This window comes from Pseudomonas sp. FW305-3-2-15-C-LB1, from assembly GCF_058787615.1.
The window spans coordinates 21,471-41,317 of the sequence record NZ_JBYSZX010000027.1; the positions used below are offsets into that span (position 1 = coordinate 21,471).

Below are 19,847 nucleotides of genomic sequence, written 5' to 3' on the forward strand. Positions count from 1 at the left end.
CCGAGCAGGTAGCGCCATGCATTTCCAACTCAGCCAAGAACAAGACATGTTGGTGGACGCGGTACGCAGTTTTGTAGCCAAGGAATTGTTGCCCCATGAAGCGGCGGTGGACCGTGCCGATGAGGTCTCTCCCGAGCTGGCCGCGCAGATCCGCGACAAGGCCATCGCTGCTGGCTTCTACGCCTTCAACATGCCGGAGGCGGTGGGGGGCGGTGGCCTGGACTATCTGTCCCAGGCCCTGATCGAGCGGGAATTGTCCAAGGTGTCGTGGGCGCTGCATGTGTTTGTTGCGCGGCCGTCCAAGATCCTCATGGCGTGTACGGGAGCACAGATTGGCGACTACCTGCTGCCGTGTGTGCAGGGCAAGAAAATCGACTGTTTCGCCCTCACCGAACCCGGCGCCGGCTCCGACGCCAATGCCATCAAGACCCGCGCCGTACAACGTGGCGATGAGTTCGTGATCAACGGCAGCAAGCACTTTATCAGCCATGCCGGGCACGCCGATTTCGCCATCGTGTTTGCGGTCACCGACACCTATGAACACAACGGTCGACAGCGCAACGCCGTGACCGCGCTCCTGGTGGATCGCGGCACGCCCGGCATGACCATCCGCCGTGGCCCCAAGTGCGTGAGCAACCGGGGTTATCACACCTATGAACTGTTCTTCGACGACTGCCGCGTACCGGCTTCCAAGGTACTGGGCGAAGTGGGCAAGGGCTGGGACGTGGCCAACGCCTGGCTCACCGCCGGCCGTGTGATGGTGGCCGCCAACTGCGTCGGCCAGGCCCAGCGCGCGCTGGATGTGTCGCTGCAATGGGCGGCGGACCGCAAGCAGTTCGGCCAGCCCATCGGCACTTATCAAGGCGTGAGCTTCAAGCTGGCGGACATGGCCACACAGATCCGCGCAGCAGAACTGCTGACCCTGCACACCGCCTGGAAGATGGACCAGGGCAGCATGACCGATGGCGAGGCCGGCATGGCCAAGCTGTTTGCCAGTGAAACCCTGGGCAAGGTTGCCGACGAGGCGGTGCAGATTTTCGGCGGCATGGGCCTGATGGAGGAAGGGCCGGTGGAGCGCATCTGGCGCAACGCACGGATCGAGCGGATCTGGGAAGGCACCTCGGAAATCCAGCGCCATATCATCGCCCGTGAACTGTTGCGGCCGCTGTTGCGCTGATCGGCGCGGAGAACGCTTATGTCTCAGGCTATTCGCGACAACCTCAAGCGCCTGCTGGCGCCCCGGCACCTGGCATTCGTCGGCGGCCGCAGCATGGCCCGTGCGCTCAAGCGCTGCGCCGAAGGTGGTTTTAACGGGCCGATGTGGCTGGTCAACCCGCAGCATGACCGCCTCGACGGCATCCCTTGTGTACGCCGTGTGGCGGATTTACCGTGCGGGCCGGACGCGGTGTTTATCGCCACCAACCGCGAACTCACGTTGGCCTGCGTCGCCGAACTCGCGGCCATCGGCACGGGTGGCGCGATTTGCTACGCCTCAGGGTTTGCCGAGACCGGGGCCGACGGTGCCGTCCTGCAACAGCAGCTATTAAAGGCGGCGGGTGAGATGGCCTTGCTTGGCCCCAACTGCTACGGCCTGCTGGATTACCTGCACGGCGCAGCGCTGTGGCCGGTGGCTCATGGCGGCAAGGCGGTGGAGAAGGGCGTGGCGGTGCTGACCCAGAGCGGCAACTTCGCCTACAACCTGTCGATGAGCGACCGTTCGCTGCCGGTAGCCTACATGGCGTCGGTGGGTAACCAGGCGCAATTGGGTGTTGCCGAATTGATGGAGGTGCTGCTCGATGAACCGCGCGTCACCGCCATCGGCCTGCACCTGGAAGGGTTGAAAAATGTGCCGGGGTTTGCCCGTGCCGCCCACAAGGCCCTAGAAAAAGGCATTCCGATCATTGCGCTGAAAACCGGCGTGTCGCAGATCGGCGCCGAGCTGGCCTTGAGTCACACCAGTTCGCTGTCCGGCTCCGATGCGCTGTACGACAGCCTGTTTGCACGCTTGGGCGTGATTCGCGTGAGCGGGCCGGTGAGTTTTGTCGAAACCCTCAAAGCTGCGGCATGCGGCAACCTTCCTGCGGGTAACCGCCTGATCGCGCTGGCCTGTTCCGGGGGCGATGCGGGGCTGATTGCCGACTATGCCGAACGCAATCACCTGGCCTTGCCAACGCTTGACGCAGGCCAGCGCCGTGAACTGGCGCAGGTGCTGCCCAGCTACGCCAACCTGGTCAATCCGCTGGATTTCACCACGGCCATCTGGGGCAACCGTGCGGCCCTCGATGCCATGCTCGACACCGCCCTGCGCACCGAAGCCGATGCCGCCCTGTTGGTGCTGGATTACCCGGCCGAGTCCACGGGTGAGCGCAAGGAGTGTGACCTGCTGCTGGAGTTGTTCTGCAACGCGCTTGGCCGGCATGGCAAGACGGGGTTTGTCACCTCGGCCTTTCCCGAGTTGCTGCCGGCCCATGCCCGCGAGCGCCTGCATGCTCAAGGCATCGCAGCGCTGCAAGGCGTGGAAGACGCATTGGCGGCGTGGGGACGGATTGCCGGTTACCCGGGCAATCGCCGCGTGCTGCTGGAGCGCGGCGAATCGATCCTCGAACCGCTGTGCCCGAAGGCCCTGCAAGGCAGCGGCGAGGCCCTCGACGAATGGGCTTCCAAACAAGCCTTGCGCGCGTTCGGCCTGGCCACGCCAACCGGGGTATTGAGTACTCCGGCCAGGGCGATCAGCGATGCCGCGGTGGTTGGCTATCCCCTGGTGCTCAAAGCGGTCAGCGCGCAGTTGCCGCATAAAACCGAAGCCGGTGCAGTGGTGCTGAACCTGAAAAACGGTATGGCGCTGACCACTGCACTTGAGCAGATGCGCGAGCACATCGCCGCTTATGCGCCGGATGTCGCGTTCGATCAACTGCTGCTGGAGGCCATGGCTGCGCCGCCTTTGGCGGAGTTGATCGTGGGCATCAAGCGAGAAAACGAGTTTGGCCTGGCACTGGTCATCGGTACCGGTGGCATCCTGGTAGAGCTGCTCAAGGACAGTCGCAGCCTGCTGCTGCCCACCACCGACAGCGCCATTTGCAATGCTCTGCTCAGCCTGCGCAGCGCCCCGTTGCTGCAAGGTTATCGCGGCCGTGACGCGGCGGATATGCATGTATTGGTCGCGGCCATTCGGGCGGTGGTCGACTACGCCTGCGCCAACGCCGGGCAGTTGCTGGAGCTGGATGTGAACCCATTGTTGGTCAGTGCCCAGGGCGCTACGGCGGTCGATGCATTGATACGTCTAGGAGATGAGCATGCACGATAAGGTGATGACCGGCGGCCAGGCCCTGGTGCGGTTGCTGGCCCATTATGGGGTGGACACCGTGTTCGGCATTCCCGGTGTGCATACGCTGGAGCTGTATCGCGGCCTGCCCGGCAGCGGCATTCGCCATGTGCTTACGCGCCACGAGCAAGGCGCCGGTTTCATGGCCGACGGGTATGCGCGGGTCAGCGGCAAGCCAGGGGTGTGCTTTGTGATCACCGGGCCGGGAGTGACCAATGCCGCCACCGCGATCGGCCAGGCGTATGCCGACTCGATTCCGCTGCTGGTGATCTCCAGCGTCAACAGCACCGCCAGCCTTGGCAAGGGCTGGGGCAGCCTGCACGAGACCCAGGACCAGCGGGCCATCACCGCACCGATCACGGCGTTTTCGGCGGTCGCACTCAGTGCCGAGGATTTGCCCGAACTGATCGCCCGCGCCTATGCGGTGTTCGACAGCGAGCGGCCTCGGCCGGTGCATATCTCGGTGCCGCTGGATGTGTTGGCGGCACCGATCAAGCGCGACTGGAGCGATGACGTGGTGCGCCGCCCGGGTCGCGGCGTGCCGTCGGCTGACGTCTTGGGCCAGGCGGTGGCCAAGCTCGCAGCGGCCCAACGGCCCATGATTATCGCCGGGGGCGGTGCACTGGCGGCAGGCGAGGCGTTGCAGCGTTTGAGCACGCAGTTGGCCGCGCCGTTTTTCACCAGCGTGGCCGGCAAGGGGTTGCTGCCGATCGATCACCCGTTGAATGCCGGTTCCACCCTGTGCGTCGAGCCCGGCTGGCAACTGATCAGCGAGGCCGATGTGGTGCTGGCGGTGGGCACGGAAATGGCCGACACCGACTATTGGTGCGAGCGTCTGCCCCTCAACGGTGAGCTGCTGCGGGTGGATATCGACCCGCGCAAATTCAATGATTTCTACCCCAGTGCCGTGGCGCTGCGTGGCGATGCCAATCAGACGGTGCTGGCGTTGCTGGAGCGTTTGCCAACCGTGTCGGCTGACGCGGAAACGGCAGCCAAGCGTGTTGCGGCATTACACCAGGCCGTCGAGCGGGGACACGGCCCGTTGCAGTCCATCCACCGTGCCATTCTTGACCGCATCGAAGCCGAACTGCCCGCCAATGCATTCATCAGCAGCGACATGACCCAACTGGCCTACACCGGCAATTACGCCTATCGCAGTCGCGCCCCGCGCAGTTGGCTGCACCCCACCGGCTACGGCACCTTGGGTTATGGCCTGCCGGCGGCCATCGGTGCCAAGTTCGGCGCACCGCAGCGGCCAGGCCTGGTGCTGGTCGGTGACGGTGGTTTTCTCTACACCGCCCAGGAACTGGCCACCGCCGTGGAGGAATTGGACAGCCCGCTGGTGGTGCTGTTGTGGAACAACGACGCACTTGGCCAGATCCGCGACGACATGCTCAACCTCGACATCGAACCCGTCGGCGTGCTGCCGCGCAACCCCGACTTTGGGCTGTTCGCCCAGGCGTTCGGCTGCACCGTGAACCAGCCCCACAACCTGGATGAATTGCAGACGCACCTGCGCAACGCTTTCCAACGCAATGGCGTAACCCTGATCGAACTGAAACAGGCCTGCGCTGTTTGAGGAACTCACATGAAGGTTTTGATTGTTCACGCCCATCCCGAGCCACGGTCGTTCACAGCGGCACTGCGTGACCAGGCGCTCGTCACGCTGCAAGGCCGGGGACACACCGTCAAGGTCAGTGATTTGTACGCCATGCAGTGGAACCCGGTGGCGTCGGCGGCGGATTTTTCCATTCGGGAAAACCCCGATTACCTGGTGTATGCGCTGGAGCAACGCCTGGGAGTGAGGAAACAGTCGATAGCGGCGGATATTCAGGCTGAGTTGGACAAGCTGCTGTGGGCCGATCTGTTGGTCCTCAACTTTCCGATCTTCTGGTTCTCGGCGCCGGCCATACTCAAGGGCTGGATTGACCGGGTGCTGGTGTCGGGCGTGTGTTACGGCGGCAAGCGCTTTTACGATCAGGGTGGGTTGGCGGGGAAGCGGGCGCTGGTCACCGTGACCCTGGGCGGGCGCGAGCATATGTTCGGCGAGGGCGCGATTCATGGGCCGCTGGAGGATATGTTGCGCCCGATCCTGCGCGGCACGCTGGCGTATGTGGGCTATGAGGTGCTGGCGCCGTTTGTGGCGTGGCATGTGCCGTATATCAGTGCTGAGGCGCGGCAGGATTTCCTGGTGGAGTATGAGCAACGGCTGCAAGGGCTGGCGGATGAGCAGCCCTTGGTATTTCCGAAACTTGAGCAATTTGATGAGGCGCTGTACCCGCTGTAGCAGCGCCTTGGTCGTTCAGCCTTGTGCGCGCAAGCGCTCGGCGGCGCTACGCAACAACTGCTCGGTGGCATCCCAGCCCAGGCAGCCATCGGTCAGCGACACGCCGTACTTCATCGATGTGCTCAACGGCTGGCAGCCTTCGAACAGGTGGCTTTCGAGCATCATGCCGATCAGCGACGTGTCGCCCTGCAAGCGCTGCTCCAGCACGTCGTTGAACACCGCCGGTTGACGCAGCGGGTCTTTGCCGCTGTTGGCATGGCTGCAATCGACCATGATCCGCGCCGCCACCTTGGACTTGGCCAGGTCGTGTTTCACCTGCGCCACGCTTTGCGCATCGTAGTTCGGCCCACGGTGGCCGCCGCGCAGCACCAGGTGGGTGTCGGGGTTGCCCGGGGTCTGGATGATCGCCGGGTGCCCCTGGCTGTCGACGCCGAAGTGACGGTGCGGGTGGGACGCCGAGCGCATCGCGTCGCAGGCAATCGCCACGCCGCCGTCGGTGCCGTTCTTGAAGCCCACGGGCATGCCCAGGCCGCTGGCCATTTCGCGGTGGATCTGCGATTCGGTGGTGCGTGCGCCAATCGCGACCCAACTGAGCAGGTCATCGAAGTAGCCGGCGGCCATCGGTTGCAGCAGCTCAGTGGCGACCGGCAGGCCCAGGCGCAGCATTTCGCGCATCAGTTCGCGGGACAGGCTGAGGCCGGCGGCCATATCGTCGCTGCCGTCCAGGTGCGGGTCGTAGGCCAGGCCTTTCCAGCCGATGGTGGTGCGCGGTTTTTCGACGTAGGCGCGGATCACCAGCAGCATCTGGTCGCTCACTTCGAGTGCGAGTTTCCTCAGGTTGCGTGCGTATTCCATGGCCGACTCCGGGTCGTGGATCGAGCACGGGCCGACGATCACCAGCAAACGTGAATCCTGGCCATTGAGGATGGCGCGCACGGCGTGGCGATGGGCGTGGACTTGTTCATTGAGGAACGGGCTGAGCGGCAGCTTGAGCTTTAAATCAAGCGCGCTGGGCAAGCGCTGGGTCAGGGCTTCATTGGCGCTGGTCAGGGCAGAAACGGGCAGAGCGGCGGTGGCAGAGTTCATATTCAAGGCTTCCTGGGCAAGCGGCGGGCTGTTCCCGCGCGCCTGGCCCTACTGGGGTGTTCGACAGTGGGCCGTACTGGCTGTGTGTGTTGGCTTGCCACCCATAGGTGACCGATCGGAGGCGGCAGGCTGTCCCGAGCGGAGCTGGCTAAATCGCCATGCAGTGGAAGTGTCGTAGCGGTAATAGGTGGCGTAGTTCATGTCGTGTGTCCTTTAAGTGTTCATCAAAAAATATTGGGGCCTGAAAAAACAAAACCCCCGGTCGGGGAGCCGACCGGGGGTTTGGATTTCTCTGGTAGGCGACCCCTTGAGTAGTGGGCGCCGATTTCAGGTATCAGGCGCGCCAGTGGCTAAACCAATACCCAAAATAAAAGCTGACCAGTGCGCTCGAACCGTTCACACGGGTAGCCGATACCGAGCGCGGGGCGCTGGCAACAGGGCAGACCTGAGGGGTGGTGAGTTGCAACATGGTGTGTCTCCAAATGATGGGGGGAGCTTACTAGAGGCACGCAGGTGGATTCAATCAGTAATTTCTATTGCGCGGGGGTACTGACCGCTATCGACCGCGATATGCTTGTCACACCTTGGATGATTGCCTGGACGCGACCATGACTGCCCTGACCCTTGCTGCTGCTCAATCTGTTTCCATCGCGGGCGACGTGCCGGCCAATATCGAACGGCACTTGGCCCTCATGCACGCGGCGGCCGAACATGGCGTGCACGTGCTGGTGTTTCCGGAACTGTCGTTGACCGGCTATGAGCCGTCACTGGCGGCCGCATTGGCGATTGCTCCCGAAGACGCGCTGCTCGCACCGCTGCGCGAAATGGCACGGGAGTGGGGCTTGACGGCGGTGGTCGGCATGCCGATTCGCCTGGCACCTGGGGCAGGTGTGCTGATCGGCGCGCTGGTGTTGGGGGCAGACGGTTCTCTTGCGGTGTACACCAAGCAGCATCTGCATCCAGGCGAAGAAGCGGTGTTTGCCCCAGGGCAGGGGGGAGCGGCGCTTGACATCGGCGATGAGCGGATTGCGCTGGCGGTGTGCGCGGATTTCTCCCGCGCCAGTCACCCGCGCCAGGCGGCCCAGATGGGCGCCACTGTCTATGCCGCCGGTGTGTTGATCAGCGAAGGCGGCTACGCAGCGGACAGCGCGTTGCTCCAGGGGTATGCGGCCGAGCATGGCCTGGTGGTGCTGGTAGCCAACCATGGCGGGCCATCGGGTGGCTATGTGTGTGCCGGTAGCAGCGCCATTTGGGCCGCAGATGGCCGTTTACTGGCTGCTGCGTCAGGCCTGGGTGATGCGCTGGTAATCGCCCGTCGTGATGGCGCCGTGTGGGCTGGCCAAGTGGTAGCGCTGTAAATGGCGTTTCACCTGCGCGCTGCGACGGACCAGGACTTGCCGTTCGCCCGAACCCTGACCTTTGAGGCCATGAGTCGCTATTACCTGCAATACGATCTGGTGTGGTCCAACGACGGCTTCGATGTGGCTTGGGCGGGTCGCGAAAACTGGCTGATCTGCAACGACGAGACCGTGTTGGGCTTTATCAGTTTGAGCCGCGACAGCCGCGCACTCTATATCCGTGAGCTGCATATGCTTGCGGCATGTCGTGGGCAGGGCGCGGGCAGTTGGGTCTTGGAGCAGATGGCGCTCAAGGCTCAGGCCCTGGGGTTGCTGCGTCTGACCGTGTTCAAGACCAATCCGGCCCGAAGGCTCTATCAGCGCATGGGGCTGAGTATCGTCGGTGAAGAAAACTGCTTCTGGCGCATGGAACGTCTCTGTCCATCAAGCTAAACCACGCACCCAATTCTAATAAGCGCATACTGGCTTCAGGAAATGACCTCCTGATCGTTTTTTTGAGCATCAGCCTCAGAATGGATGATCCCTTCTTTCATGCCCAAGAGGACCGCTACCTTATGGGCCTCTCCACGTCGTCCCTTTTTGCGCCCAGCGAGCACTTGATAGGTGGTTGCCGGATCAACGCCATGTTCACGGGCGAACGCTTGAACTGACTTTCCTTGATGTTCCAGCCAGGCCTTGGCTTGTGCGGCAGTACGGATTCCGGGCATAGTTCAAAACCGTTCAAGTTTGTTCAGCAAAATGATGAGTGTGTCACCTCTTGGGGTGTCCCAACCAGGATCATACATCCAAATGAGTGGAATCGGTTCGCGTTTGAGGCAAGAAAGGGAGCGACTTGGCTTGTCGCAAAAAGTTTTTGGTGAAATAGGCGGCGTTGAAGCCAACGCACAAGGTAAATACGAAAGTGGAGGACGGGCGCCTAAAGCGGACTACCTGTCGCGTGTCGCCGAGAAAGGTGTGGATGTGCTGTACGTGTTGACCGGTACGCCTACCCCGATTCAACTGGACAACCTGAGCCAGGTTGAAGAAAAAGTATTGGGTGACTACCGTGCGATGTTCAAGGAAGACCAGGCTGCAATCCGTCGCTTGACGTCAAGCCTGGCCGAGCACTCCGTGTCACTGAATGGAAAAAGCAGACCGCAGCCCCAGGAATCCTGACCTGCTGCCCAACAAATAGAGCCGTCCACCGCAGGGTGGACGGCTGCTGTGTATTCAAACTCTATATATATGACGCTTGCAGCTAGGTCTGCGCCTTGGTTTTTTGCTAAGGTGTTCAGCAACCTATAAGACCATATCGCGAGGTGTCTGCTTGATTAGGGTGCTAGTAGTCGATGACCATGATCTCGTTCGTACAGGCATTACACGAATGCTGGCTGACATCGATGGCCTGCAAGTAGTCGGTCAGGCCGAGTCCGGGGAAGAGTCCCTGATCAAGGCCCGGGAGTTGAAACCCGATGTGGTACTGATGGACGTCAAGATGCCAGGTATCGGTGGTCTTGGCGCCACGACCAAATTGTTGCGCAGCCACCCGGACATCAAGGTCGTGGTGGTGACCGTGTGTGAAGAAGACCCGTTCCCGACGCGCCTGTTGCAGGCCGGCGCGGCCGGTTACCTGACCAAGGGTGCCGGTCTGGCCGAGATGGTGCAAGCCATTCGCCTGGTGTTTGCCGGGCAGCGTTACATCAGCCCGCAGATCGCCCAGCAACTGGCCATCAAATCTTTCCAGCCCACCAGCGACTCGCCGTTCGATGCGCTGTCGGAGCGGGAAATCCAGATAGCCCTGATGATCGTCGGCTGCCAGAAGGTGCAGACGATCTCCGACAAGTTGTGCCTGTCGCCCAAGACCGTCAACACCTACCGTTATCGCATTTTCGAGAAGCTCGCCATCAGCAGTGATGTTGAATTGACCCTGCTCGCGGTGCGCCACGGCATGGTGGACGCCAGCGCCTGACATGACCACACCGTTTGATCCCAGTGCCTTCCTCTCGACCTGCAGTGGCCGCCCCGGCGTGTACCGCATGTTCGACAGCGAGGCGCGCCTGCTGTATGTCGGCAAAGCCAAGAACCTGAAGAACCGCCTGGCGAGCTACTTTCGCAAGAGCGGCCTCGCGCCGAAAACCGCCGCGCTGGTGGCGCGCATCGCCCAGGTCGAAACCACCATCACCGCCAATGAAACCGAAGCACTGCTGCTTGAGCAGACGCTGATCAAGGAGTGGCGGCCGCCTTACAATATTCTGCTGCGCGATGATAAGTCCTACCCCTACGTGTTTTTATCCGACGGCAACTTCCCACGCCTGAGCATCCACCGAGGCGCGAAGAAGCAGAAGGGCAAGTATTTCGGGCCCTATCCCAGCGCCGGCGCGATCCGCGAAAGCCTGAGCCTGCTGCAAAAGACCTTTTTTGTGCGCCAGTGCGAAGACAGCTTCTACAAGAACCGCACCCGGCCGTGCCTGCAATACCAGATCAAGCGCTGCAAGGCACCCTGTGTGGGCCTGGTGGAGCCGGCCGAGTACGCCGAGGATGTGCGTCACTCGGTGATGTTTCTCGAAGGGCGCAGCAATGCCCTCACCGACGAACTCTCCGGCGCCATGGAGCAGGCGGCCAGCACCCTGGATTTCGAAAAGGCCGCCGAACTGCGCGACCAGATCTCCCTGCTGCGCCGCGTGCAGGACCAGCAGAGCATGGAAGGCGGTACCGGTGACGTCGATGTGATCGCCGCCTTCGTCAACCCGGGCGGTGCCTGCGTGCACCTTATCAGCGTGCGGGGCGGGCGGGTGTTGGGCAGCAAGAACTTCTTCCCGCAGACCGGTATCGACGAAGACGTGGCTGAGGTCATGGCGGCCTTCCTGGGCCAGTACTACGTGAGCAGCCCGGAGCGCGATTTGCCGTCGGAGCTGATCGTCAACGTGGTGCACGAAGACTTCCCCACGCTGATCGAGGCGATCCACGAATTGCGCGGCCGCGAGCTGGACATCAGCCATCGCGTACGCGGCACGCGAGCCCGTTGGCAGCAACTGGCCGTGACCAATGCCGAGCAGGCCCTGGGCGCACGCCTGGCCAATCGACAGCACGTCGCCGCACGCTTCGACGCCCTGGCCGAAGTCCTCAACCTGGACGAGCCGCCGCAACGCCTGGAGTGTTACGACATCAGCCACTCCAGTGGCGAAGCCACGGTGGCGTCCTGCGTAGTGTTCGGGCCGGAAGGGCCGATCAAAGCCGATTACCGTCGCTACAACATCGAAGGCGTCACCGCCGGCGATGACTATGCGGCCATGCACCAGGCCCTGACCCGGCGTTTCAGCAAGTTGAAGGACGGCGAGGGCAAACTGCCGGATATCCTCCTGGTGGACGGTGGCAAGGGCCAGCTGTCCATGGCCCGCGACGTGCTCAACGAACTGGCGGTGCCCGACCTGATCCTGCTCGGCGTGGCCAAGGGCGCTACGCGCAAGGCCGGTTTCGAGACGTTGTACTTGAATGATGCCGCCCATGAGTTCACTTTGAAGGGCGACTCACCGGCGTTGCACCTGATCCAGCAGATCCGCGATGAGGCGCACCGTTTCGCCATTACCGGTCACCGCGCCCGACGCGGCAAAACCCGTCGAACCTCAACCCTGGAGGGGGTGGCGGGCGTCGGGCCGACACGGCGACGCGACTTGCTTAAACATTTTGGTGGCTTGCAGGAGCTATCCCGTGCCAGCATTGACGAAATAGCCAAAGCTCCCGGTATCAGTAAAAAGCTCGCTGAGTTGATTTATGCGAATCTGCACAGCGAATAGAATGCCTTTCCACCTCGTAGCCAGTTGTGCCGATGAATATCCCTAATCTGATCACCGTTCTACGCGTCCTGCTTATTCCTATTTTCATCCTGTTGTTTTATTTGCCGTACGAATGGAGCTATGCGGCCTCCAGCTCCGTCTTTGCCTTCGCGGCTGCCACCGACTGGCTCGACGGCTACCTGGCCCGTCGCCTGGAACAGAGCACGCCGTTCGGCGCGTTCCTCGACCCGGTAGCGGACAAACTCATGGTGGCCGTCGCCCTGGTCCTGCTGGTGCAGGAACACGGCAACCTGTGGCTGACCCTGCCGGCCGCCGTGATCATCGGCCGCGAAATCGTGGTGTCCGCACTGCGCGAATGGATGGCCGAAATCGGTGCCCGCGCCCATGTCGCTGTCTCCAACATGGGCAAATGGAAAACCGCCGCTCAGATGCTCGCGCTGGTGATCCTGCTGGCCAACCCGTCGGACTTCTCCTTTTGGGTGTTGACCGGCTACGCCCTGCTGCTCATCGCCGCCGGCCTGACCTTGTGGTCCATGCTCCAGTACCTGCGCGCTGCCTGGCCGCATCTGCGCACCACCGTTGAAAAGAAATAAAACATTTTCGAATCAAGGGGTTGACCGGTTCTGATAATTCTATAGAATGCGCATCACCAAGACGCGGGAATAGCTCAGTTGGTAGAGCACGACCTTGCCAAGGTCGGGGTCGCGAGTTCGAGTCTCGTTTCCCGCTCCAGACATTGATCCACAGAAGTCCATTGGGCGCTGGGATCCACGAAATAGACGCTTAGGCGTCTTTTTTCGTTTCTGCGGAAAACCACTGAAATCCAGGGTAATCCAGTACGAACAAGTACAGGATTAAGTACAACATTACGGGCTCGTTCGAATCCGTATTTTGACTGGTTCCTCTCGGGTCTCCAGACGAGCATCAGGTGCTGACTCTCTCACAGGAGCTCACCATGCCACTCTCGGAATTCACCATTCGGCATGCCCGAATCACCGGTAAAAACTATACCCTCGGCGACTTTGACGGCCTATCCCTTTGGGTCACCAAGGCGGGCAGTAAGCTGTGGCTGTTTCGCTATTACTGGGAGGGGCGTCAGCAGCGCATGTCCCTCGGTACCTACCCTGAAGTCAGCCTCAAGCAAGCACGCTCTCGGCGTGATGACGCGCGGCGATTACTGGCGGACAACATCAACCCCTGTGAACACCGTAAGCAGCAGCGGCATGCGGCTGAAGTTGCTGAAAAGCATACCTTTGAAGCGGTGTACAACGAGTGGGTCAACTTCCGCCGGTTGATCCTGAAAGAAGGGCGGCAAAGCACACTCTCGCAAATCCTCAGGGTCTTTAAAAAAGACATCTTGCCCACCTTAGGCGAGCGCCCCATCAAGGGCATTACCCGTCACGACCTGATGGGCGTCCTCAGTGTCATCGAGCAGCGCAACGCCCTCACAATGGCCGAGAAATGTCGCACCTGGTTCAACCAGCTGTTTCGTTATGCTTTGGTGAAAGTCGAAGGGCTCGAAGTGAACCCGGCGTCAGACCTGGATGTGGTGGCGCTACCCAAGCCACCGGTGACGAACAACCCATTTTTGCGGATGGAGCAACTGCCAGAACTGCTGTCGAGGATTCGCAATTACGGTGGCCAACTGCAGACAAAACTGGGGTTGCGCTTGTTGCTATTGACCGGTGTGAGAACGGGCGAGTTGCGTTATGCCACGCCTGATCAGTTCGACCTGGAAAAGCAGCTGTGGGTGATTCCACCGGAGGTCGTTAAACAGCTCCAAGTGCAGATGCGCAAGCCGGGTAGGGCTGGTGGTCAGGTGCCGCCGTACATCGTTCCGCTTTCGGTGCAGGCGCTGGAAATCGTGCGCTATATGCTTGATCAGGTCTTACCTGCACAACGTTTTCTTTTCTCCCATCGCAGCAACCTGCAGCTACGCATTAGCGAAAACACCTTAAACAATGCCCTGCATCGAATGGGTTTGGCTGATCAGTTAACAGGTCATGGTATGCGCGCCACAATTTCTACTGCGCTGCACGAGATCGGATATCCCAAGAATTGGATTGACGCGCAGCTTTCTCATGCTGATCCGGATCAGGTGAGTGCGACCTATAACCATGCCCGATATGTGGAACAGCGGCGGACCATGATGCAGGACTGGGCCAATCGGTTAGACCTTTGGGCTCAGGGAAAGCATGACGCGGCGAGTTCGCCGCTGACGATTCGGTTGGAGGGGGCGGTATCAGTCGCTGGAGCAGTGGCAGCAGATGCCGCCTCGTTGATATATGAGGTGGAGTCTAAGCCGAAAAGGGCTGCTCACGTGGTTGAAGGTGTCGATGCGGTTGCAGTGATGCCAGAGAGGAATGTGATGGCGGCGCCTGTTTCGGAGATACAACGGCAACGTCTTGCAATGCTGGCAGCATATGAAGCACCTACCAATTTGACAGTGCCAGAGTTTGCGCGATTGGCGGGTAAGTCTCGGGAGCAGGTGAGTCGGGACATCAAGGAAGGGCGGTTATTGGCTATTAGTTTGGGGAATCGAGGATTGCGGCTACCGGATTGGCAGCTCGACGCATCTTGGTTAGGGCAAACGCAGAGGGCTCTGATGACAGTGGAGGCGCACTGGGATGCCTACTGGGTTATCTCGAAGCGACTTGCTCTTCCGTGACTACATGTTTGGCTGTTCACCCAGTTTTTTGGGGGCGGCAGCGGTTTCGAGCCTTGCGCATCTCTATCACAGCGTCATCTAACTAGATTTGAGCGCAGTGATAACGGCACTGCCTGATTGCAGCTATCCGTCAGAAGCAGACATAGAGGTGAGATTTCCCGGGGCAGCTTTGCGCCCTTATCTCGGCCACTCGTAAAGTCGATACCTACCGACGAAAGCGACTACGCTTTCGCCTGTGCCTCCGCACTTCATTATTCGAAACTCAACATTACAGATGAGGGGGCTTTTTCACCGAACAGCTTCTCTTGGCGCTTTTTCTGGACCTTAATTGCTCTGTTGCTGATTTCCCGACTTATCGTCGGCATAAACGCCGTGAAGATGGCTGTTGGTGCTATCGAGACTTCAGACCATATGTCAAAACGGCCATCGACGATCTTCATAAACAGAATGGAAGCGCTCCAGAAATCCTCCTGCCGTTGAGCATTGAGCATCTTTGCATACCAAGTCTTTGCCCAACGATTCCTTGCATACGAATCGCTCGCAGTTGAGTGGGCCTTGCCAATGAAGCCCTCGGTGCCTTCGAAGCGGGACAGAACCGCCTCAGCGTGGGCGCTATCGTCGCAAAAGCCTGCAATCATGAGCGCAAGTGCTGTCTCGTAAGGCCGGTCCGTGGCAAGAAGCTCATCAATGTAGGTCTGTAGAATTGCCACATTTCCGGTGAGATGGGCTGCGATGACCTCGCGCGCGATGTCGCTGTCGCTTTGCGGTGTTCGGAGGCGCCTTTTGCATATGTCCACCATCGCCGGGCTAGCAGTGTTGCGCCACAGGGTAACGGTCTCTACAGGGCTTTTTGCAGTGCCGGTGACACGACGTATGGTCGGCTCCAGTGCCAAAATGCGGGTAATAAACTCAGGTGCTAACGGATTGCCGCTGATGCCGAGTGCGACCGCTACCTGTAGGGCGACGTGGTGAAGATGACGGAGCTTTCGATCGGAGGTGGCGACCAACATCTGGAGCCAGCGCTGATCGCGATCAGCATCCTGTCCGATGATCGATTTGATGCCGCCGTACGTGAGGTCGGAGAGTATTAGGTCTGCTTCAACAGCCGTAAGCTCACCCGCAAAGCGTTCATAGGCGTCATTCATGCGGCGTTGGCGCTCGTCGAACTGTTCTTCCGTTTCCGAAAGCCGATTCATCTGGGATGTGAAGCCGTTTTCCGGCGGAGCACGTTCCGTTAACGAAACTAGGGGAGGCTCAAGGTCAGACACTGTCGGCACCCCGGTCTCAATTTCCGGCAACTCCACATCACCCTCATAATCCAACGCCTTCACAAGCGCGGCTTCGATGCGAGCGGCGATGGCATCATTCTGTTCGGCAGGTAGAGTTTCGGCGGCGAACCCGTAGTGGGACACGTTCATTCGATCAAGCGCGGACTCCATCTCTATTAGGCCCGCTTCCAACGCCTTCAATATCGCGGTGGACCCGTGCCACTCCTCAAAACTGCTGTCGCGTTTGTTCGGCTTTTCCGCGCCCCATCCACTATCTATGACTTCCTGCAGTAATGAAGTGTTGTCGCTCAATGCGGCGAGGGCGAACGCTCCATGTCGGAGATTTTTGAGTGGAGATCGGATGAAGGCTTTGACAATAACGACGGCACGCGGCGTGAGAGGCGCTTTAGAATAGTGGATTGAGGCAAGAACTGCCGTCTGCGCATACTCATTTCCGCTCTGCAAAACACCCTCCAGCACCTGTTCCACTTTTTCCGGTGTGGCACTGCGCACGCATGAGAGCAGCTCCAGTAGGAGGGGCTCGCCCTGTATTTTTGCGATCGCGTCGAGCTGCTCGTCGGCGGTGAAATGCGGCAATGCGATGATCGCGGAAAACTGTGCCGTAAGGAATTCGTCCCGAGCGTCTTGCCCGTCTTTATACGACGCGGTGCTAGATACACTGGCCGAAAGGAAGCGTTGGGCAAGGTCTTTTGTGAGAGCCGCACTATGCCGTAAAAGCATCAATACGCCCTGAAGTCGCGCATGCCCGCTACGGTCGAGCACCCCGCTCGCGAGTGCACGGTGCGCGTGTATAGCGTCATCACGTACGAAGCGTGCAACTCCGGCCCGTGCGCCGCAGAAGAAATGGTCCTCTTGAGTCATTCCCCTGCTCATGGCAATTTTTTCTGGATCAATCTGTCGATAGTTTCGGGCTGTCCCGATAACGTTCTCTGGTTCAACGGTATCGGGATTGCAGGGATCAACAGTGCTGTAATTTTCTTTTATAGACCAGCCTTCAAAGCGTTCTTTGTCGCGTGTGAGTTCACCGCGGATTCGGGCCCCCTCTTTGGCGTCGTCTACATCCCCGGTGCCGTACAGCATGCCAACGCGTGTCCATGCCCCCACGCTGGACGAGTGTTCCGCCGGCAGCGCTTCCAATCCCTTCAAGATTGCTGATCGAGTCTCCTGCCAATCGGCGCGGTTGTAGTGAAGAACCTGCTCGAACTCTGCATAGGGCACCGACGTTGACGAATTGAGTGCAGCAGAAAACCGCCAACGGACAAGATAGTTTGCGATCTCTTCTAGCGGCATACCAGCCAGAAGATAGAGAGCGAAGCGACTTATGCCATCGAACCTTGGGTGCGGAGCGATTACGAGGTTCCTAGTCATGAAGGATTGCTCGACTTCAGTGAGGGCAGCCTGACATTCTTGGATGTTGGCCAAGACTCTATTGCGCTCTTCGTCAGCCTGAGTGGCAGACCCATGGCCCGACGTCCGGTGCATCCCTCGTTCTGGTGCAAGCGAATAGAAGGACAGCCAACGCTTCGTGGATTCCAAAATGTGCTGCCAAATTCCCGGCTCGTCGCGCCGGTTGAGTAGAGCGTAAAGCAGCCATTCTTTACTGGCGATGTGCTCTTGAGACAGGTATACATTTTCAGCGGCTTGCAGAAAGGCGAGGGGGGCCGATTTTGCTAGCGCGGCGAAGGCGTCGGCCTGGCTGTTCGGAAGATTCTGTAGTGATACGAATTTTTCGATCAGCGCGGAGCGTACCTCAGGGCTCGTTTCATCTTCAAGGCAAGCGATCTGCGTTGCGAGCAAGATAACCTTGGCCGTTTCATCAAGTGCGCTTATCGGTTCGAGTATTGTCTCTAGCTTTTCTCGAGGGTCGCGTTCGTTGCGCAACTCGCGTTCGAGTTGGTCGACGAGGTAGAGCGCTAGTGCCAGGTTAAGACCATCGATTTTTATCTCATACTGTGACGCGCGTCCTTTCACCGAGGAGAAGAACCGGCTCGATGCAACAGCTTGGAGTTGGGCTTCTTGGACGGCATCGAACAGCCTAAGATCATCTGTATTTTGTGCATTCACTCGAGCCAATACCTTAGCTGCGAGGTCTTTCAAAAGGTCGGCGAATGCGGGCGCCGAAACTGTAGCCGCCCCGTGCTGTTCCATTCTGCGCATGTGCTCAAAGAGCAGCCGCCCGACGTTTAGCTCATCCAAAAGCTCGATAGCCTTGGCTTCTATCAGCTCAATAGCGATACCAAGAAGTCGAGGATTCCGAACGGATTCGAGAACCTCAATCCTGGTGTTGGAGAAGTTGATGCCGCGACTGTCCAATATCTGTTTCACGTCATTGATGGACCACTCGGCCAGCGGGATCGTCCTCAATGCACAAAATAGCGTTTTTTTGAGATGCGCCCAGTGCTGCGTACGGGTGGTAACCACCAGGCAGCCGCCCAGTTCCTTCAAGCGTACCGCGGCGCGACCGAGCCAGCGCCCCCAGTTTGACTTGAGCGGTTGGTTGAGCCCGTCAGCTATGAGGGCTACACGGACTGAGTTTGCCGGAATGTTCGCACGCCAAGCTTCGAAGCGGCGCCCCCAGCGCGCGATCACTTGCGGCGTGGCATTTTGACCTGTCTGATAGATAAGTTTGCGAATTAGGAAGTCATCGAAGTCTTCTGCATCATCTCCGGTCAAATCGTCGGCAGGACACAGGACGAGAAGTGATTTGGGATTGGACAGACTCCAGCTCTGGACAGCCAGCCAGGATTTTCCGACTCCTTCTTCACCGACAATTGCGTAGATTTCGCTTTCTGGAGCTCCGGAGAATGCCGTTGTAAGAAGCGCACGCTCAGGTCGATCGAGTGTCGATGGGCCGGACGGATCAAATGGAGAGAGTGGTTGGCCGAGTTCGGCGCGCGCCTGCAATTTGTCTGTGAACAATCGGCCCAGCCATTCTTGGTTGAGCGTCTTGGCGTGGCCTAACCCAACGTCTGTGGCAAGTGATTTTCTGAGCGCGCTCAGCCTTGAGGGATAATCCCCGTGTTTTTCAAAGTGGTCGATAGCTTTGATAGCGGGTGCTATAAGGCCCGATCCAGACTTTCCGGTGAGTCCTTGTTTGATAATCGCTTTGGATTTTGAACCTGCCGCAACAGTGGCGACGAGTAGAGCTCCGAGATCGTTATTTGACCAGTCCAATACCGTGAAGCCGAAGCCGTTCTTGGCCGAAAATTTCCGCCCGTCTTCGACTGTTTGAGATGCCACCTCGCATGTTGCTCCGAGTATCCAGAGATCCACCACGCCAGTGTCGTCGTTCGCAACGTCGAAAAGCTTTGTCGAAATATCGTTCTTCGAAAGGCCTTCTTTGTAGCGTTTGCCCTCGAAATATGTGGCCCCGCCATCGAACGCCGAATCGCCGTCTCGTCCTCGCTGTGTACCTGACTTTGCGAGACGGAAGGATTGTCCTGTGATTTCACCCAGTACGACTCCGAGTAACCCTTCAAATCCTTCTGGGCCTGAAGGATCGAGGGCTAAAAGGGCCCCCTGTAGCGCCTTCGCGTGCGTTCTATCTGCTGTGTTCATGCTGGAATGATGGTTCCACAAGTGTTGCAGCCAATGGGAGTTAGGAGGGGCGTAGCTTTATCAGGTGAACGCTTTGCTTCATCTCTTGGTTAGGTTCGGAAGAATAAATGTGTCGGTTGCAGAACGAAAACTTTCCGGACCTCTCGCTTTAAAAGCAATGAATGTCTCCTATTGGCCGATTCTGTTGAATAAGTCGGATTTTCAGATCGCCTGAACTCAGGCACGACTACCACTGGAGAACCTACTCACCACATTGAGTGGTTTTTCGGCCCTTCGTTGACCGCTGCCGCTCAGTTAGTGGGTTAGTTTGAGGTTTTTGCTTAGTGCAGGCGCACCTATCCCGTGACCGGTGGACCTTGAGAGGTAAATTTGGCCAGCCGGCGCAGGTTCTGCACCGCAGCGGCCAGCGTGAACTCATCGGTCGCGCCGCTCATGCCACGTAGTCGCAAGCGATCCAGTTTCAGGATGCGCTTGAGGTGGGCAAACAACATTTCGACCTTCTTACG

15 protein-coding genes and 1 tRNA gene are annotated in these 19,847 nt (G+C 59.4%); 12 read left to right on the top strand and 4 right to left on the bottom strand.

What is annotated here, in order from left to right; all coding sequences use genetic code 11:
- Positions 1 to 16 precede the first annotated feature (16 nt).
- The 4 genes from AC3WP7_RS28975 to AC3WP7_RS28990 are packed head-to-tail and all read left to right on the top strand — an operon-like array spanning position 17 to position 5,609.
- Positions 17 to 1,177 (top strand): acyl-CoA dehydrogenase family protein, encoded by a 1,161-nt coding sequence (locus AC3WP7_RS28975; protein ID WP_093127277.1) that lies wholly within the window; start codon positions 17 to 19, stop codon positions 1,175 to 1,177.
- An 18-nt stretch (positions 1,178 to 1,195) separates the two neighbouring features.
- Entirely contained in the window at positions 1,196 to 3,304 is a 2,109-nt protein-coding gene (locus tag AC3WP7_RS28980; protein ID WP_102593145.1) for an acetate--CoA ligase family protein, read from the top strand.
- Positions 3,294 to 4,901 (top strand): 5-guanidino-2-oxopentanoate decarboxylase, encoded by a 1,608-nt coding sequence (locus tag AC3WP7_RS28985; protein WP_092249770.1) that lies wholly within the window; start codon positions 3,294 to 3,296, stop codon positions 4,899 to 4,901. Before AC3WP7_RS28980 ends, AC3WP7_RS28985 begins: the two co-directional genes overlap by 11 nt.
- Before the next feature lie 9 nt (positions 4,902 to 4,910).
- Positions 4,911 to 5,609, top strand: coding sequence for an NAD(P)H-dependent oxidoreductase (locus tag AC3WP7_RS28990; protein ID WP_102593144.1), 699 nt, complete (start codon positions 4,911 to 4,913; stop codon positions 5,607 to 5,609).
- Between the two features lie 15 nt (positions 5,610 to 5,624).
- On the opposite strand, the gene AC3WP7_RS28995 is transcribed toward AC3WP7_RS28990, so the two are convergent.
- Positions 5,625 to 6,695: a 3-deoxy-7-phosphoheptulonate synthase gene (locus AC3WP7_RS28995; protein WP_102593143.1), complete on the bottom strand. Its 1,071-nt coding sequence runs from the start codon at positions 6,693 to 6,695 to the stop codon at positions 5,625 to 5,627.
- Positions 6,696 to 7,303: 608 nt separating this feature from the next.
- Here AC3WP7_RS28995 and AC3WP7_RS29000 point away from each other — a divergent pair.
- Positions 7,304 to 8,053, top strand: a complete 750-nt coding sequence (locus AC3WP7_RS29000) for a carbon-nitrogen hydrolase family protein (RefSeq protein WP_092249779.1) — start codon at positions 7,304 to 7,306, stop codon at positions 8,051 to 8,053.
- Positions 8,054 to 8,485: a GNAT family N-acetyltransferase gene (locus AC3WP7_RS29005; protein ID WP_092249782.1), complete on the top strand. Its 432-nt coding sequence runs from the start codon at positions 8,054 to 8,056 to the stop codon at positions 8,483 to 8,485.
- A gap of 35 nt (positions 8,486 to 8,520) precedes the next feature.
- Here AC3WP7_RS29005 and AC3WP7_RS29010 read toward each other — a convergent pair whose 3' ends face one another.
- Positions 8,521 to 8,760: a DNA-binding protein gene (locus AC3WP7_RS29010; RefSeq protein ID WP_071489635.1), complete on the bottom strand. Its 240-nt coding sequence runs from the start codon at positions 8,758 to 8,760 to the stop codon at positions 8,521 to 8,523.
- Positions 8,761 to 8,842: 82 nt separating this feature from the next.
- Here AC3WP7_RS29010 and AC3WP7_RS29015 point away from each other — a divergent pair, with 82 nt between their 5' ends.
- The 6 genes from AC3WP7_RS29015 (at position 8,843) to AC3WP7_RS29040 (ending at position 14,494) form a co-directional block, all read left to right on the top strand.
- Positions 8,843 to 9,208, top strand: coding sequence for a helix-turn-helix domain-containing protein (locus tag AC3WP7_RS29015; protein ID WP_092249785.1), 366 nt, complete (start codon positions 8,843 to 8,845; stop codon positions 9,206 to 9,208).
- A 151-nt stretch (positions 9,209 to 9,359) separates the two neighbouring features.
- A complete protein-coding gene (gene gacA / locus AC3WP7_RS29020) occupies positions 9,360 to 10,001 on the top strand; it encodes a response regulator transcription factor GacA (RefSeq protein WP_003190387.1) in 642 nt (213 codons plus the stop codon).
- Between the two features lies 1 nt (position 10,002).
- Positions 10,003 to 11,826 carry an excinuclease ABC subunit UvrC gene (uvrC, locus tag AC3WP7_RS29025; protein WP_092249788.1) on the top strand — a complete coding sequence of 608 codons (1,824 nt, stop codon included), beginning with the start codon at positions 10,003 to 10,005 and terminating at the stop codon, positions 11,824 to 11,826.
- A 32-nt stretch (positions 11,827 to 11,858) separates the two neighbouring features.
- Positions 11,859 to 12,419 carry a CDP-diacylglycerol--glycerol-3-phosphate 3-phosphatidyltransferase gene (pgsA, locus tag AC3WP7_RS29030; RefSeq protein WP_003232771.1) on the top strand — a complete coding sequence of 187 codons (561 nt, stop codon included), beginning with the start codon at positions 11,859 to 11,861 and terminating at the stop codon, positions 12,417 to 12,419.
- Between the two features lie 63 nt (positions 12,420 to 12,482).
- Positions 12,483 to 12,558 (top strand) — tRNA-Gly (locus AC3WP7_RS29035).
- 223 nt (positions 12,559 to 12,781) lie between these two features.
- The gene (locus AC3WP7_RS29040) at positions 12,782 to 14,494 is read left to right on the top strand and encodes a tyrosine-type recombinase/integrase (RefSeq protein WP_256579986.1); all 1,713 of its coding nucleotides are present in this window, start codon (positions 12,782 to 12,784) and stop codon (positions 14,492 to 14,494) included.
- A 251-nt stretch (positions 14,495 to 14,745) separates the two neighbouring features.
- Here the strand turns inward: AC3WP7_RS29040 and AC3WP7_RS29045 are convergent, their stop codons facing one another.
- Together AC3WP7_RS29045 and AC3WP7_RS29050 are read right to left on the bottom strand one after the other, a co-directional pair.
- A complete protein-coding gene (locus AC3WP7_RS29045) occupies positions 14,746 to 19,341 on the bottom strand; it encodes an NACHT domain-containing protein (protein ID WP_102593279.1) in 4,596 nt (1,531 codons plus the stop codon).
- 335 nt (positions 19,342 to 19,676) lie between these two features.
- A partial coding sequence (locus AC3WP7_RS29050) for a transposase (protein WP_172963366.1) occupies positions 19,677 to 19,847 on the bottom strand: 171 nt, incomplete at its 5' end.